Origin of the sequence: Klebsiella quasivariicola (assembly GCF_002269255.1) — a bacterium.
GTDB lineage: Bacteria > Pseudomonadota > Gammaproteobacteria > Enterobacterales > Enterobacteriaceae > Klebsiella > Klebsiella quasivariicola.
In genome coordinates this window covers 1,049,119-1,064,196 of sequence record NZ_CP022823.1, presented here as the reverse complement: position 1 = coordinate 1,064,196, position 15,078 = coordinate 1,049,119, and the positions used below count along the sequence as shown (strand labels likewise).

The window sequence follows — 15,078 nt, the reverse complement described above, 5'->3', positions numbered from 1 at the left end:
GAGGCATTGCGCCCCCGCCGCCGATGGGCTTACCCCGCCGTTTTCTCACCATTGCCAATCTGCCAGATAAAGGTGGGCGCTTCACCGTTCACCAACCAGTTTCCGATATTGCGTGCCTTATAGATCACCGGATTATGCGAGGCGACCGTCCGCGCATTGCGCCAGTGGCGATCCAGCGCCAGGCGGGTTCGCGTATCCGACGCTCCGAGGGCATTAAACAGCTCCGTCGCCGCCCGCGGGATCCAGTCGCTGGCGATCACCTGCGCCTGCGCCGCTTCCACTTCCGCCAGCTGGTTACGCCGGGCGATCAGCGCGTCGTCGTCGCTGGCGTGCACTATATAGGCCTGCTGCAGCGATTCCGCGGCCTGCAGGACCGCGGCCCGGGTCGCCCATGCCCAGCTGCTGATCTGCCCAACGACCTGCAGCACCTGAGCGTCATCGCGCGGCACGGCGGCGTTACCGTGGCTGTACATCCGGGAGCGCTGTTTGACGCCCTGCGCCGCATCCCGCTCAACCGCCAGGCCAATGCCCGCGAGGGTCGCCAGCAGCACATGCTGGTAGAAGGCGGTCTGATAGCGAAAACGCCGGGCAAAATCATAAACATGTTCGGTTTCCACCCGGGCGCCGGTAAAGCGGGTGGTTCCGCTGCCGGTCAGCCGCTGGCCAAAGCCATCCCAGTCATCTTCCCGCACCACGCCGGTCTGCTGGGTGCTGACCAGGGCTATCACGTCGCCGGCGGTATCACTGCGCCGGGCAAACACATCGATCCAGTCGGCGTACAGCGCGCCGGTGCTGTAAAACTTCTCGCCATCGAGACGCCAGCCCTCCTCTGCCGGCGTCACCCGGGTGTTCACCTCGCCCAGCTTAACCGCGCCGATCTCCGTCCAGCCGCTGCCCACCAGCTCGCCGTCGAGGAAACGACGAAACCAGCGGTCGCGCCCGGCGGAATCCGGCTGATTAAGCTGATCTTCCACAAAAGCAAAGTGCGCGCGCAGGGCCTGCGGCAGGTTAGAGTCCGCTTGCGCCAGCTCGATCAGCAGCGCGCTGAGCTGCGGCAGCGAAGCGCCCCAGCCGCCCTTCTCGCGCGGGATACGCAGCGTGCCGAAGCCCGCTTCCTTCAGCCAGCGGATCGGCTCATCGGGCAGAATGCGCTGCTGTTCGCGCTCCGCAGCGCCCTGGGCGATACGGGTGAATATCGGGCGGAAGGCGGCCGCCAGCGCGTCATAATCGGTGCCTGTGGAGAGTAAGGTCATCTTTGGTTCCTTATTCATGGATTGCGTCGATATCTTCTCGCGTCGGTTCATGACGGACCGCCAGCAGGAAGAAAATGGGAATAATGGCGGCAAGCGAGACCACCCAGAACATCTGCGTGCCAAGCGAGGCCTGCAGCAGCGGCAGAATAAACAGCGCCAGCGCGCTGCCGATCCCGGAGAGCGCCCGGCTGAAGCCGACTCCGGTGGCACGGATGGCGGTGGGATAGGAGAGCGCCGGGTAGATCATCAGCTGCGCCCCCGGGCCAAACCCTTCGGCGAACAGCCACAGCCCCAGCATCGCGATAGCCAGCACGATACCTGCCGTCGCGTGCGGTTGCCCCACCAGCGCCAGCACAATCAGCGCCACAAACTGCAGGGCGAAGCCGGCTATCGCCACATGACGCGAAGGATATTTCCACGCCAGATGCATACCGAGCAGCCCGCCGGTAAAAGCAAACAGGGCGTTCAGCCCCAGCGATGCCGAAATGGTTTCGAAGACGCCAGCCCCAAGGAACTGGGCAAGAATTGACGGCAGGAAAAAGGCAATCGCCGTGTACTCGAAGGAGATACAGATATTCATCACCCCGGCGACGATAGTCCGCTCGCGGTAGGGTTTTTCGAACAGCACGCGGAAGCTCACTTTCGGCGCTGGCGCCGGCTTCGCCGCCGGAACCTCATGGGCATGGATCCCCCAGGAGTCGCGTAAAATACGCACCGCAGAGGTCAGATCGCCCTGGTTCGCCGCCCACAGCGGGGATTCATTCATAAACCGGCTGCGGACGGCAATAATCAGCAGTGCCGGGACGGCGCCGAACAGCAGGGAGGCGCGCCACAGCCAGTCCAGATGCTCCTGCGGCAGCAGGAAATAGAGGCCGAAGATAATGAGAAAGCAGACGGTTGAGGCGGCGTACCACATCGGGCACCACGCCGCGAGGCGAGCCGCTTTGTTGCCTTTGCCGGCAAAGCGGGAAAACTCGGCCAGATAGGACATCGCCACCGGCAGGTCGATGCCAACGCCGATGCCCATCAGGAAGCGGGCGCCAATCAACACCCAGACGTTCGGCGCCAGCCCGGCGGCGATAGCCGAAATCACGAAAAAGAACATATCGGCCATAAAGACCGAATAGCGACCATATTTATCGGTCAGCCAGCCGCCGATAATATTGCCGACGATGGTCCCGACCATAATGGAAGAAGTCACCAGGCCGGTCAGCAGCGGTGAAAGCTGAAATTCACGTACAACGTCATCAATACCGTAAGAGAGCGTGGTTAAGTCATATGCGTCGAGAAAAACGCCCCCCAGCGCGAGGAAGACAATCATCCGCGCATATTTCGCTTGTTCCTTGCCGGAATTAATTAGCCGCGCCACATCCCCGACGCTACTGACCGGTACCGAAGCGATACCGGGATTATCCACTGGTAATGTACTCATTTTTTCACCTTATTATTTTGTGCAGGTCATTAGCGGTTATAGACCGCGCGCGGCGAGAATCAAAACAACAAATCATTCTATAAAAATCAATATATTCAATAAGTTAATAAATATTATCAGCACAAAAAGGACGCGCTTTCGCGCATCCTCAAGGGAAATAAATAACAACGAAAAGAGACGTCGTGCAGGACGCTTATTCCGCGGACACTGGAACTAATACGTCTTTTACCAGCGGGTCATCGGTGGTTTTTAACCACGTCTGGATCCGCGGGTCAGAAAAAGCCTGTTTTAATTTGACGATATTTTCCTGCGATAAATACGGTGTACCAATCACTAATTGCGAAGCAAAGGTGCGCGGCGCCGGCGGGAATAATATGCCTTTCTCACGCGGCACTTTCCCGGCGTCAAATTGCGAGACATAGCCGATGGCGGCATCCACCGAATTTAACGCCCGCGGCATGGTCAGCAGATCCAGCTCTTTAAAGACAAACTGATGCGGGTTACCGACAATATTTTTCAGCTTCGCCGTGCGCGGCTCCACCGCCGGGTCGAGCGAGATCAACCCAATGCGCTGGAGCAGCCACAGGGCCTGCCCCTGATTGGCGCCATCGTCAGGCACGACAATGGTCGCGCCGTTGGGCAACGCCTGTACCGACGAGTAGCGGTCGGAATAGATGCCAAACGCCCACTGGAACACCGGCACCGTGGTCGACAACGCAAAGCCGTTAGCGTCCACCACCTGTTTAAGCCACCACTGATGCTGATAGATCGTCCCGGCATACTGTCCTTCCGCTACCGCGCGGTCAGCCTGGACCGGATCCTGCACCCCCACCGCCTCCAGTTTCAGACCGTAATCGGGCGCAATATGCTGATTAATATACTCAATGATCCGCTGCTCGCCGGCCATCGCCGGCTCGTAGTGAATTTTTAACGTGCTGCCGAAGACCACCTGCTGGCTTTGGGTATGTCCCCGCCACCACCAGAAGGCGATGGCGAGCAGGATAATCACCGCCAGCGCCGCCAGCCAGGGCCAGCGCCGCGCTTTACGTAACTCAAATTGCTCTGTTGTCATACAAGGTTCCCCTGCGTGTGGCGTAAACGGTTGACCAGACGGTCACCCAAAAATTGAATCAACTGGATCGTGGCGATCAGGGCGACGATTGTCGCGATCATGATGTGGTTGTCGAAGCGCTGATAGCCGTACACCACGGCCAGGTAGCCGATGCCGCCGGCGCCGATGGTCCCGGCGATAGCCGAATACTCGATCATCGAGACCAGGTTTAGCGTCACCGCCGCCACCAGCGCGGGCAAGGCTTCACTGAGCTGCGCGCTGGCAATGATTTGCCAGCGCGACCCGCCGCAGACGACCCCCACCGCGGTGACCTCCGCCGGCAGCTCGCGCAGCGCGTTCTCCACCAGACGGCCAAAGAACGGGACGCCGGCGGCGATCATCGGTACCACCGCGGCAGGGATGCCAATCGTGGTTCCGGTCAGCCAGTAGGTGAACGGGATAATCGCGGCCATCAGCACCAGAAACGGCAGCGAACGTCCCATATTGACCACCCAGTTCAGCAGCCGGTACAGCAGCGCGTGCGGAAATAAGCCCCGCGGCGAGGCATTAAACAACACCACCCCCACCAGCCCTCCCAGCGTGACGACAAACAGCATCACAATGGCCACCATCAGCCAGGTTTCGCCATAGGCGGGGAGCAGCAGCGAAGGGATTTCGCCCCAGGGGGTATCCTGGCTGATGACTGTCGGTTTCATACCGCCTCCCTGAGCAACGGCGCGCTGTCGAGGATCTCCGCCGTAATGCCGAGCTGCGCCAGCAGGCCCTGCAGTCGCGCGGGCGACAGGCGTTCGCCCTGAAAGCGCACTCCGGCCTGCAGGCGACCGGCCAGCCGACCATTGATCACCTCGACGTGGCCGCCAAGAAGATCGATCTGCAGCGCCCACTGCTGGCTCAGGCGGCTGATCCAGTCGGTGGCCACCGGCACATCCCAGCGGTAGCTCAGCCGCAGCAGCAGATCGCTGTGGGCCGTAGCCGCCGGCGTCAGCGGCAACAGCTGCTGGCCGAGCAGGGAATCGGGACGCGCCAGCAGATCTTCGATCCGCCCGTACTGGACGATCGTCCCGTCGCGGATCTCCGCCACCGCATCCGCCGCCGAGCGCACGGCGTCCATTTCATGGGTGATCAGGACGATCGCCAGCTGGTACTCATCACGCAGTCGCTTGAGCAGGGACAGCACCGAGGCCGTGGCCTGGGGATCGAGGCCGGAAGTGGCTTCATCCGCCAGCAGAACCGACGGGCGCAGCGCCAGCGCGCGGGCAATGCCGATCCGCTGGCGCTGGCCGCCGGAAAGCTGAGCCGGCCAGGCATCGGCTTTGTGGCTCAGGCCGACGCTCTCCAGCAGCTCGCCGACCCGCGCTTTAATATCGCGCTCCACCACACCAAGCCACGCCAGCGGCAGGGCGACATTCTCCCAGGCGGTCCTGCGGCTCAACAGCGCCGAAGACTGGAAAACGGTGCCAATCGCCCGCCGCTCCCGGCGCAGCGCCTCGCCGGACAGCGCCGACAGGTCCTGACCATTGATACGAATGCTGCCGCTGTCCGGTTGCTCCAGCAGGCTGATGCAGCGCGCCAGGGTTGATTTACCGGCGCCGCTCGGCCCCACCACCGCGGTGATGGAGCGCTCAGGCACCTGCAGCGACAGCCCTTTCAGCACCGCGCTGAGCCGGCCATCCGCCGTGCGGTAACTTTTATGCAGGTCATCGATAGCGATCATGTCACCTTCTCCTCTACCGATGCCGCCGTGCGCGCATCGCGGCGGTAGCTGGCGCCCGGGTGAGGCGCGGCCAGACGCGGGCCGGCGCCGAACAGTTTTTCGCGCAGGGTCCCCTCGCGGTACTCCTGCTTAAAGACGCCGCGCTTTTGCAGCTCAGGCACCAGCAGCTCGACGACGTCGCGGAAGGTTTCGTGAGTGACGGCATAGGCGAGGTTAAAGCCATCGACGTCCGTCTCTTCGACCCAGGACTGCAGTTCGTCCGCCACGGTTTGCGCGCTGCCAACCACCAGCGGACCGAAGCCGCCGATCCCCGCCCAATCGGCCAGGGCCTGCACCGTCCACTGCCGGTTCGGGTCCGCAGTGGAAAAGGCCTCCACCGCCGACTGAATGGCGTTGGTGTGCAGATACTTCAGCACCTGATCCGGCTGATACTGGCCGAAATCGATCCCCGTCCAGCCGGAGAGCAGCGCCAGCGCGCCTTCATAGCTGACGTACTGCTTATATTCCTGCCACTTCGCCTGCGCCTCGCGGTCGGTGTCGCCGACAATCACCGTCTGCAGGTTGAAGATCAGGATGCTGTGCGGATCTCGCCCCGCCTCAACTGCCCGGCGGCGAATATCCGCCACCGTCTTCTTCAGCAGCACCTTCGACGGCGCTGCTACGAAGACGCATTCGGCATGGCCGGCGGCGAACTGTTTGCCGCGGCTGGACGCCCCCGCCTGATACAGCACCGGCGTGCGCTGCGGGGATGGCTCGCAGAGGTGGATCCCCGGCACGGAAAAGAACTGTCCCTGATGGTTAATGGGATGGATTTTCCGCGGATCGCTGAAGATCTTCCGCTCTCTGTCGCGCAGCACCGCCCCGTCCTCCCAGCTTCCCTCCAGCAGTTTGTAGATCACCTGCAAATACTCATCGGCATAGTCATAGCGGGTGTCATGATCGGTCTGAGTCTGCTGGCCGATATTGCGCGCCCCGCTCTCCAGATAGGAGGTGACGATATTCCAGCCCACCCGCCCTTTGGTCAGATGATCGAGCGTCGACAGACGACGAGCGAAGGGGTAAGGATGCTCAAACGACAGCGAGGCGGTCAGGCCGAAGCCCAGATGCTCCGTCACCAGCGCCATCGGGGTGATCAGGGCCAGCGGATCGTTGACCGGGACCTGCGTCGCCTGGCGGATCGCCGCGTCGCCGCTGCCGTTCAGCACGTCGTAGATCCCCAGCACGTCGGCGATAAACAGCCCGTCGAACTTGCCGCGCTCCAGCAGCCGCGCCAGATCCACCCAGTACTCCAGATCTTTATACTGCCAGGAGCGATCCCGGGGATGCGCCCACAGGCCCGGCGACTGATGGCCGACGCAGTTCATATCGAAAGCGTTAAGACGAATTTCACGTTGTGATGACATAGCAATCTCCATAGCGCGGCCCGTCGCCGGGGTGCACGCGGCAAAATGAATCAGGGAAAATAAAGGGAGGTATTCAGTACGCTGGACATCGGGAGTCCTGCGGGATCCCGAGCGTGAGTAATGCTTGCGCAGCCACGTCAGCGGCATGGTCGGCTACCTGCGGCAGGCCCATCAGTTCGCCAAAACGCCCGCGGGCGGCCGGACCGGCCACCAGCACCGGCAGCGCTTTAACGTGCGCTTCAGCCACTGCCCGGGAACGGCTGTCCACCTCCAGGCCCATGCCGAGGGCATCGGCGCGAATCAGGCCGCGGCGGGCGAGGTCCTGTAAAAATGGCTGGCTGTCGGTCAGGGCGCGGTGTGCGGGTCCGGTGGTCAGGATCAGGTGATCGACACTCAGCGTCTGCACACCGCCGCCGCGCCGCGCCAGCGTCAGATGCAGCGTTTCGCCTTCACCGCTCATCGAAAGTAGCCTGGCCGCCTGCACCTGCAGACTGCCCGTGCGCTGGCGCGCCTCCAGCACCTCGGCAACCTGCGGCGCCACGCGGTAGCGGTGGACATCCCAGTAATGGCGCAGATGACGCAGAAAACGCTGGCGATCGGCGACGCTGAGCGCCTGCCAGATCTGCTGCCCCTGCTGACGAACCGCATCCAGCACCACCTGCCAGCTCAGCCCCTGCTGCGCCGCACAGGCGACGTCGAGGCGGATCTGACGCAGGCGCTGGCGCAGGCTGCCCTGCTGATAGTCGCCGGTCCAGGTTGCCCCCGCGCCGCTAAGGTTGCCGCGCGACAGCAGGCCGTGGCGCGAAAAGGCGACGATACTGCCGCGGTGGCCCAGCCGGTCCAGCGTCGCCACCGTATCGGCCATGGTTAATCCGGTGCCCATCACCGCCACCCGGGCATGCGGGGCGATGGCGTCGAGCGCGCCGGGCTGCCACGGGTTGGCAATCAGCGCCGGATGATGACGCCAGGCTTCGGCCTGGGCCGGCAGCGAAGGCGGTGGATGGCTGATCGCCAGCACCAGCAGGTCGGCCTTCAGCTGCAGGCCGCCGTCGGTGGTCACCGTCCCCTGATGAAAAGCGAGCGCCCGATCGCGCAGGTGGCGAAGCCGTCCGCCGCTGGACGCCGCGGCATCGGCGAAACGTTGTGCCACATAGCGACCAAACTGGCCGCGCTGGGGATAGACGGACCCGTCCGGACGCAGGGCCTGAGCATCAGCGGCAAAAGCCGGCTGATGGCGGTACCAGCGATCAAAGGCGCCCTCTTCGTCGCCGGCCAGCTGCATGCGGGCGGCCGGGACGTTAATCCGGTGCGTCGGCTCCGCGGTGGAATAGGCCACCCCGGCGCCGGGGAACTGGCGCGGCTCCAGCAGCGTCACGCGCACTCCGTTCGGCGCCAGGCGCAGCAGCTTAATCGCCACCGCCGCGCCGCTGAAGCCGCCGCCGATAATCACGATATGCGGTTCTGCACTCATCGCAGCCCTCCTCCGGTATGCTGTCTCATGGTCGCGCTCCGGGCCATCAGCTGGCGCTGACCTGGCGCACCGGGCGCTTATCGCCGCCGATGGTTTCGCCAAACGGACCGGTGTTCACGCTGCGCGCCTTCGACGAGGCCGCGTTTTCCAGCGGCAGCAGAGGCATCACCAGCTCGGCAAAGCGGTGCGCTTCTTCCAGATGCGGGTAGCCGGAGAAGATAAAGTTGCTGATGCCGAGCGCCTGATATTCGCGGATACGTTCCGCCACCTGCTGCGGATTACCCACCAGCGCGGTCCCCGCGCCGCCGCGCACCAGTCCGACGCCAGCCCACAGATTGGGCGCAATGCGCAGATTGTCGCGCGACCCCTGATGCAGGGCGCTCATTCGCGCCTGGCCGGCCGAGTCCATGCGGGCGAAGATCTTTTGCGCCTGAGCGATGGTATCGTCGTCAAGATGGGCGATCAGCCGGTCGGCGGCGGCCCATGCCTCCTCTTCCGTTTCGCGCACAATCACATGCAGACGAATGCCGTACTGCAGAGTACGTCCGCGGGCCGCGGCGCGCTCACGCACCACCGCCAGCTTTTCCGCCACCAGTTCCGGGGGTTCGCCCCAGGTCAGATAGCTGTCGATCTGCTCGGCCGCCACATCGATGGCCGCCTCAGAAGAGCCGCCGAAATAGAGCGGCGGGCCATTCTCCTGTACCGGCGGGAACAGCACCTCAGCGCCTTCCACGTGAATATGCTCGCCGTGATAGTCCACTTTTTCCCCACGCAGCAGGCGGGTGTAAACATCGAGAAATTCGCGGGTCACCTGATAGCGCTCGCTGTGGCTGAGGAAGATACCGTCGCCTTTGTTTTCCACCGGGTCGCCGCCGGTGACGACGTTGATCAGCAGCCGACCTTCCGATAAACGGTCTAGGGTGGCCGCCATCCGCGCCGCCAGCGTCGGCGGCTGCAGGCCCGGCCTGACCGCCACCAGATAGCGCAGACGACGGGTCAACGGCGCCAGCGCCGAGGCCACCAGCCACGAATCTTCACAGCTTTTACCGGTGGGGATCAGCACGCCGTAGTAGCCCAGGCTGTCGGCCGCCAGCGCCACCTGCTGCAGATAAGGTAAATCGACCGGGCGTCCCCCCTCGGTGGTGCCCAGATAGCGGCCATCACCATGGGTAGGTAAGAACCAGAAGACATTGATCTTGTCGGGAGCTTGCTGCGTCATTATCTATTTCCTATATAACCATATCCGATATTTATCGAAGAGATGTTTTAATTTGGTTATATGAGTGTTAGCGATATTCATGCCAATGGTGAATAAAAAATTAATCTTTTTAAATCAAGGCACTGGAAATATTCTCGTCGCGCCGCGCTGTTGCAAATCGCGCAGCCGCCGCGCATCCGCTGGCGCATTTGCAACAGCTGCGGGTCTTCCCCCTCTGGCTTCCGTCGCCGCCGCAGGATAAGTTCAGGGCGTCAATGACCGGAGGCCCGCTATGCTGAACCCAGAATCCCCATCCACCGCTCCTGCGCTGATCGACCCGGCGTCGAAGGCTTTTCAGAGCCTGCTGGACAAACTTGCGCCGACGGAGGCCACCGTCTTGATCGTGGGCGAAACCGGCACCGGCAAAGAGGTGGTGGCCCGCTATCTCCATCACCACAGCGCCCGCCGCCAGCAGCCGTTTCTGGCAGTCAACTGCGGCGCGCTGACCGAGAGCCTCGCCGAGGCTGAACTGTTCGGTCACGAGAAAGGCGCCTTCACCGGCGCGCAGCAGGGACAGCCCGGCTGGTTTGAAGCCGCGGAAGGGGGAACGCTGCTGCTGGACGAGATCGGCGAATTAAGCCTGCCGCTGCAGGTCAAACTGCTGAGGGTGCTGCAGGAGCGTGAAATTACCCGCGTCGGCTCGCGCAAAGCGATTAAAGTGAACGTCCGGGTCATTGCCGCCACCCACGTCGACCTGGCCCAGGCGATCCGCGAGCGCCGCTTTCGCGAGGATCTCTACTATCGGCTGAATATCGCGGTGGTGCCGCTGCCGCCGCTGCGCCAGCGTCGGCAGGATATCCCGCTGCTGGCGCACCACTTTTTATCGCTCTACGCCCGGCGCCTCGGGCGGCCAACCCTGCGTCTGGCGCCGGAATCACTGGCCCGGCTGATGGACTATTCGTGGCCGGGCAATATTCGCGAGCTGGAAAACACCCTGCACAACGCGGTGCTCCTCAGTAAAGAAGAGGAGATAAGCCCCGCCCAGTTGCGTCTGGCGACGCTCAATGACGCCCCGGCGCCGGCGAGCGACCACGAGCTGGACGACTTTATCCGCCACCAGCTGGCACTTCCCGGCGAGCCGGTATGGCAGCGGGTAACCAGCGCCCTGATTCGTCACGCCATGACGCATTGCGACGATAACCAGAGCCAGGCGGCCGCGCTGCTGGGGATCAGTCGGCATACCTTGCGCACCCAGCTCGCTAACCTCGGGCTGATCAAAAGCCGCCGCCGTCCCCCTTCCCCGCCGCGGGCGTTCGCCAGCGCGGCCGGGGCCGATCGCGAACTGCGCATTGGCTACCAGCGCTTCGGCAGCCTCGGGATCCTGAAAGCCCGCCAGAGTCTGGAAACCGCCTTCGCCAGCCTCGGCGTCAACGTGCTGTGGAGTGAGTTTCCTGCCGGACCGCAGCTCCTCCACGCCCTCGCCTGCAACGAAATCGACTTTGGCACCACCGGGGAAGCGCCGCCGGTGTTCGCCCAGGCCAGCAACAGCGAACTGATGTACGTGGCGTGGGAGCCGCCGGCGCCGCGCAGCGTGGCGATGGTCGTCCCGCAGGAGAGCGACATCCGCCAGCTCAGCGATCTGCGCGGCAAACGCATCGCCCTCAATAAAGGGTCGAATGTCCACTGGCTGCTGCTGCAGATCCTCGAGGACGCCGGTCTGGGGCTGAACGACGTGCGGGTGGTCTATACCCCGCCGAAATACCCGCTGACCGCCAGCGACTACCTGGCGGTTGACGCCTGGATGATGTGGGATCCGCTGCTCAGCGACGCCGAACACACTGGCGAGCTGCGGGTGGTCGCCAGCGGCGAAGGCCGGGTCAACAACCATCAGTTTTATCTCTCGCGACGGGACTATCTCGCTCAGCATGGCGATATCATGCGCCGCCTGCTGACGGAGCTGACCCACACCGGGCAGTTTATCGACTCGCATCGCGGCGAAGCGGCCCGCTTACTCTCGGCAGAGCTGGGGATCGACGCCCGGTCGCTGAGCATGGCCCTCGCCCGCCGCAGCCATCGCCCGCGGCCGATGGATCTGTCGGTGATCCGCGCCCAGCAGACCATCGCCGATCGCTTTTACGCCCTTGGACTTATCGCCAAACCGGTCCCGGTGCGCGAAGCGGTGTGGTATGGCGAACCCGCGCCGGGGGTTGTCAGCCCGCTGATGGCGGTCAGTTAGCGAAATTTGCGCGTTATCTTCCTGATTGTTCAGGCGCAGATAGCCTCGATCCGATGGCGATGTTACCCTAAAGGCGCTGAGAATAAGGGGGTATCTGTGGCTGTTCATCTGTTAATCGTCGACGCGTTAAATCTGATCCGCCGCATCCACGCGGTGCAGGGTTCGCCCTGCGTCGATACCTGCCTGCATGCGCTGGAGCAGCTGATCGTCCACAGTCAGCCCACCCATGCGGTGGCGGTGTTCGATGATGAGGATCGCGCCCACGGCTGGCGTCACCAGCGCCTGCCGGAGTACAAAGCCGGCCGCGCGCCGATGCCGGAGACGCTGGTGGCCGAGATGCCAGCGCTGCGGGTCGCTTTCGAACAGCGGGGGATCCGCTGCTGGGCCTCGCCGGGCAGCGAAGCGGACGACCTCGCCGCCACCCTGGCGGTGAAGGTGGCCCAGGCGGGCCATCAGGCCACCATCGTCTCTACCGACAAAGGCTACTGTCAGCTGCTGTCGCCCACCATCCGTATCCGCGACTACTTTCAGAAACGCTGGCTGGACGCGCCCTTCATCGCCAGCGAGTTCGGCGTCACCCCGGAGCAGCTGGCGGATTACTGGGGGCTGGCGGGGATCAGCAGCTCGAAAGTGCCGGGCGTGGCGGGCATTGGCCCCAAAAGCGCCGCCCAGCTGTTGAACGAGTTTCAGGACCTGGAAGGACTGTACGCCCGTCTGGCCGAGGTCCCGGAGAAGTGGCGCAAAAAGCTGGCCGCGCATCAGGAGATGGCGTTCACCTGCCGGGAAGTGGCCCGCCTGCAGACCGATTTACAGCTGGATGGCAATCTGCAGCAGCTGCGGCTGACGCGCTAACCCTCGCCAGGAGGTGCGCCGCTAAAGGCTAACGGCTCCGGCACTGCCTGCTTTACCCGGGCCAGGCAATCACCAGGCCGCCTGATATAACCCGACGATATCGGCCAGGCTCGCCTCGCGCGGGTTGCCGCCGGTACACACATCCTCCAGCGCCGCCTGCGCCAGCGCCGGAATATCCTCTTTCCTGACGCCCACCTCGCGCAGATGGCCGGGAATACCGACGTCCCGGTTTAGCTGGCAGACCGCCTCCACTGCCGCCTGGCGCGCGGCAGTCAGGCTTAACGCTTCCACCCTGACGCCCATCGCCCGGGCGATGTCGCGATATTTTTCCCCCGTCGCCTCAGCATTAAAGCGCATCACGTGTGGCAGCAGGATGGCATTCGCCACGCCGTGCGGCGTGTTGTAAAAAGCGCCGAGCGGATGCGCCATGCCGTGTACCAGCCCGAGGCCGACGTTGGAAAATCCCATCCCCGCCACATACTGGCCGAGCGCCATGGCTTCGCCCGCCCCGGGGTCTCCGGCAACCGAGCCGCGCAGCGCCCCGGCAATGATCTCGATGGCCTTGAGGTGCAGCGCATCGGTCAAAGCCCAGGCGCCGCGGGTGAGATAGCCTTCGATAGCGTGCGTCAGGGCGTCCACGCCGGTGGCCGCCTTCAGCGCCGGCGGCATGGCGTCCATCATATCGGCATCGATAAAGGCCACCTGCGGAATGTCATGCGGGTCGACACAGACGAACTTGCGCCGCTGTTCTTCATCGGTGATGACATAGTTAATCGTCACCTCCGCCGCGGTACCCGCGGTGGTCGGCACCGCGAAGATCGGCACGCTGGGCTGACGGGTGGGCGACAGTCCCTCGAGGCTACGGACATCGGCGAATTCCGGGTTACGCTGAATAATACCGATCGCCTTACAGGTATCCTGCGGCGAACCGCCGCCGATGGCGATCAGGTAATCCGCCCCGCTGCGCTGAAAGGCCTGCAGCCCCTGCTGGACCACGGCAATGGTCGGGTTAGGGATAACGTCGCTGAACATATCCCATGCCAGCCCGGCGGCATCCAGTTTGTCAGTGACTTTCGCCACCACGCCGCACCGGGCGAGGGTGCTGTCGGTGACGATCAATGCCTTGCGATAGCCGCGCCGCGCCACTTCATCGGTTAATGCGTTTATCGCCCCCCGGCCAAACCATGCCGTTTCGTTGAGGATCATTCTGTTTGCCATCACGTCTCTCCTGTTAGCGTTGCGGCATCACTCTTCAATACGTAATCCGTAGGTTTTGAACTTCTCCAGCACGATGGCGATCGCCTCGTCATCCAGCACCGGCACCGGGTCGCTAATCGCCAGGGTGCTGAGGTAGAGCTGGGCCAGGACTTCCACTTCGTGCGCCAGCCACAGCGCTTTTTCCAGGCTGGCCTCGCAGGCGATCAGGCCGTGATGCTGCAACAGCGTGGCTTTGCGGTGCTTCAGCGCCACCGCGACATGCTCAGACAGTTCGCGGGTGCCGAAGGTGGCATAGGGCGCGCAGGGGATCGAATTCCCGCCGGCCGCGGCGATCATATAGTGGATGGCCGGGATCGGCCGGTTGAGGATCGACACCGCGGTACAATGAACGGCGTGATTATGGACCACCGCCTGGGCATCGGGTCGCGTCTGGTAGGCCGCCTGATGAAAACGCCATTCGCTGGAGGGCAGTTTTCCCTGCTCATGCTGGCCGTCGGCATCAATAAAGACGATCTTGTCTTCCGTCAGTTTTTCATACGGGATGCCGGTAGGGGTGATCAGCATCCCCCCCTGATAGCGCACGCTGACATTGCCGGCGGTCCCCTGATTTAACCCCAGGCGGGTCATTTCCAGGCAGGTATCGATAATCTGCCGGGCCAGTCTGTTTCTTTCCATTGTTTTCCTCTTTTGGCGACTCATCATCCGTCAACGGCAGGGCAATCAAAATAGCGGCGGCTACCGTGGGATAGGTTGAATAATGCTCTCCATCTTCAGCCGGAATACTCACAGGGGAATTCTCATAGCGACAATTTGTGAACCACGTCAATAATTCCGTCATGGAAAGTTGAATTACGTCCGTTAAGAGAGCGTTTAAAATGCCCGTTCTTAATAATATTTCATCAAGCGGGCATTTTATTTTCTGGTAACATTTGCCCGTTTTCCGCGATATATATTCATTCGGTCATTAGCGTTGTGGTTTTGTGAATTTATTTCCTCAAACGGTCAGTATTTTTGAAAAATTAAAGTGACAATTATCACATAAAATGGTCCACAGCACGTTAAGTGTGACCATCATCATATTAACAGGCATTTTTTATTTGAAAATGAAGCCATGAGTTCCGCCGTGACTTTCATTTCACTCACTGGCGCGTCACCTGAGCTCACTTAATTTTGCGGTCTGCTGCAGCACCAGACTGCGCCCTGCATGCTGTTGTAAATGCTTATGAACT

The 15,078-nt window shown here is 62.5% G+C and carries 13 protein-coding genes; 2 read left to right on the top strand and 11 right to left on the bottom strand.

Annotated features, from left to right (window positions below; all coding sequences use genetic code 11):
* Positions 1 to 29: 29 nt before the first annotated feature.
* The 9 genes from B8P98_RS05375 to B8P98_RS30705 form a co-directional block, all read right to left on the bottom strand.
* Positions 30 to 1,253, bottom strand: coding sequence for an acyl-CoA dehydrogenase family protein (locus B8P98_RS05375; RefSeq protein ID WP_025714655.1), 1,224 nt, complete (start codon positions 1,251 to 1,253; stop codon positions 30 to 32).
* Positions 1,254 to 1,263: 10 nt separating this feature from the next.
* The gene (locus B8P98_RS05370) at positions 1,264 to 2,685 is read right to left on the bottom strand and encodes an MFS transporter (RefSeq protein ID WP_004181124.1); all 1,422 of its coding nucleotides are present in this window, start codon (positions 2,683 to 2,685) and stop codon (positions 1,264 to 1,266) included.
* A 193-nt stretch (positions 2,686 to 2,878) separates the two neighbouring features.
* Positions 2,879 to 3,757 (bottom strand): MetQ/NlpA family ABC transporter substrate-binding protein, encoded by an 879-nt coding sequence (locus B8P98_RS05360; protein ID WP_002915265.1) that lies wholly within the window; start codon positions 3,755 to 3,757, stop codon positions 2,879 to 2,881.
* On the bottom strand, positions 3,754 to 4,452 hold the full coding sequence (locus B8P98_RS05355; protein WP_008806263.1) for a methionine ABC transporter permease: 699 nt from the start codon (positions 4,450 to 4,452) through the stop codon (positions 3,754 to 3,756). The genes B8P98_RS05360 and B8P98_RS05355 overlap by 4 nt, the downstream gene beginning before the upstream one ends.
* Positions 4,449 to 5,471 carry a methionine ABC transporter ATP-binding protein gene (locus B8P98_RS05350; RefSeq protein ID WP_080897087.1) on the bottom strand — a complete coding sequence of 341 codons (1,023 nt, stop codon included), beginning with the start codon at positions 5,469 to 5,471 and terminating at the stop codon, positions 4,449 to 4,451. Before B8P98_RS05350 ends, B8P98_RS05355 begins: the two co-directional genes overlap by 4 nt.
* Positions 5,468 to 6,874 (bottom strand): LLM class flavin-dependent oxidoreductase, encoded by a 1,407-nt coding sequence (locus B8P98_RS05345; protein ID WP_012540717.1) that lies wholly within the window; start codon positions 6,872 to 6,874, stop codon positions 5,468 to 5,470. The genes B8P98_RS05350 and B8P98_RS05345 overlap by 4 nt, the downstream gene beginning before the upstream one ends.
* 73 nt (positions 6,875 to 6,947) lie before the next feature.
* The gene (locus B8P98_RS05340; protein WP_095032806.1) at positions 6,948 to 8,345 is read right to left on the bottom strand and encodes an FAD/NAD(P)-binding protein; all 1,398 of its coding nucleotides are present in this window, start codon (positions 8,343 to 8,345) and stop codon (positions 6,948 to 6,950) included.
* A 46-nt stretch (positions 8,346 to 8,391) separates the two neighbouring features.
* Positions 8,392 to 9,564 carry an FMNH2-dependent alkanesulfonate monooxygenase gene (ssuD, locus tag B8P98_RS05335; protein WP_008806267.1) on the bottom strand — a complete coding sequence of 391 codons (1,173 nt, stop codon included), beginning with the start codon at positions 9,562 to 9,564 and terminating at the stop codon, positions 8,392 to 8,394.
* Between the two features lie 77 nt (positions 9,565 to 9,641).
* A complete protein-coding gene (locus tag B8P98_RS30705) occupies positions 9,642 to 9,758 on the bottom strand; it encodes a hypothetical protein (protein ID WP_167382644.1) in 117 nt (38 codons plus the stop codon).
* Between the two features lie 77 nt (positions 9,759 to 9,835).
* Between B8P98_RS30705 and B8P98_RS05330 the strand changes: the two genes are divergently transcribed.
* Both B8P98_RS05330 and xni read left to right on the top strand, forming a co-directional pair.
* Positions 9,836 to 11,779, top strand: coding sequence for a sigma-54-dependent Fis family transcriptional regulator (locus B8P98_RS05330; RefSeq protein ID WP_025713282.1), 1,944 nt, complete (start codon positions 9,836 to 9,838; stop codon positions 11,777 to 11,779).
* Between the two features lie 96 nt (positions 11,780 to 11,875).
* Positions 11,876 to 12,631: a flap endonuclease Xni gene (gene xni, locus B8P98_RS05325; protein WP_025713283.1), complete on the top strand. Its 756-nt coding sequence runs from the start codon at positions 11,876 to 11,878 to the stop codon at positions 12,629 to 12,631.
* A 69-nt stretch (positions 12,632 to 12,700) separates the two neighbouring features.
* Here the strand turns inward: xni and fucO are convergent, their stop codons facing one another.
* Both fucO and fucA read right to left on the bottom strand, forming a co-directional pair.
* Positions 12,701 to 13,849, bottom strand: a complete 1,149-nt coding sequence (fucO, locus tag B8P98_RS05320; RefSeq protein ID WP_025713284.1) for a lactaldehyde reductase — start codon at positions 13,847 to 13,849, stop codon at positions 12,701 to 12,703.
* 27 nt (positions 13,850 to 13,876) lie between these two features.
* Complete coding sequence (gene fucA / locus B8P98_RS05315; RefSeq protein WP_080924677.1) at positions 13,877 to 14,524, bottom strand: L-fuculose-phosphate aldolase; 648 nt, start codon at positions 14,522 to 14,524, stop codon at positions 13,877 to 13,879.
* Between the last annotated feature and the right edge of the window lie 554 nt (positions 14,525 to 15,078).

Excerpts from the sequence above, each read along its gene's own strand:
- B8P98_RS05370 (WP_004181124.1), bottom strand. The coding sequence starts at position 2,685 with ATGAGTACATTACCAGTGGATAATCCCGGTATCGCTTCGGTACCGGTC.
- B8P98_RS05345 (WP_012540717.1), bottom strand. The coding sequence starts at position 6,874 with ATGTCATCACAACGTGAAATTCGTCTTAACGCTTTCGATATGAACTGC.
- B8P98_RS05340 (WP_095032806.1), bottom strand. The coding sequence starts at position 8,345 with ATGAGTGCAGAACCGCATATCGTGATTATCGGCGGCGGCTTCAGCGGC.
- B8P98_RS05360 (WP_002915265.1), bottom strand. The coding sequence starts at position 3,757 with ATGACAACAGAGCAATTTGAGTTACGTAAAGCGCGGCGCTGGCCCTGG.
- fucA (WP_080924677.1), bottom strand. The coding sequence starts at position 14,524 with ATGGAAAGAAACAGACTGGCCCGGCAGATTATCGATACCTGCCTGGAA.
- ssuD (WP_008806267.1), bottom strand. The coding sequence starts at position 9,564 with ATGACGCAGCAAGCTCCCGACAAGATCAATGTCTTCTGGTTCTTACCT.
- fucO (WP_025713284.1), bottom strand. The coding sequence starts at position 13,849 with ATGGCAAACAGAATGATCCTCAACGAAACGGCATGGTTTGGCCGGGGG.
- B8P98_RS05330 (WP_025713282.1), top strand. The coding sequence starts at position 9,836 with ATGCTGAACCCAGAATCCCCATCCACCGCTCCTGCGCTGATCGACCCG.
- B8P98_RS05355 (WP_008806263.1), bottom strand. The coding sequence starts at position 4,452 with ATGAAACCGACAGTCATCAGCCAGGATACCCCCTGGGGCGAAATCCCT.
- B8P98_RS05375 (WP_025714655.1), bottom strand. The coding sequence starts at position 1,253 with ATGACCTTACTCTCCACAGGCACCGATTATGACGCGCTGGCGGCCGCC.
- B8P98_RS05350 (WP_080897087.1), bottom strand. The coding sequence starts at position 5,471 with ATGATCGCTATCGATGACCTGCATAAAAGTTACCGCACGGCGGATGGC.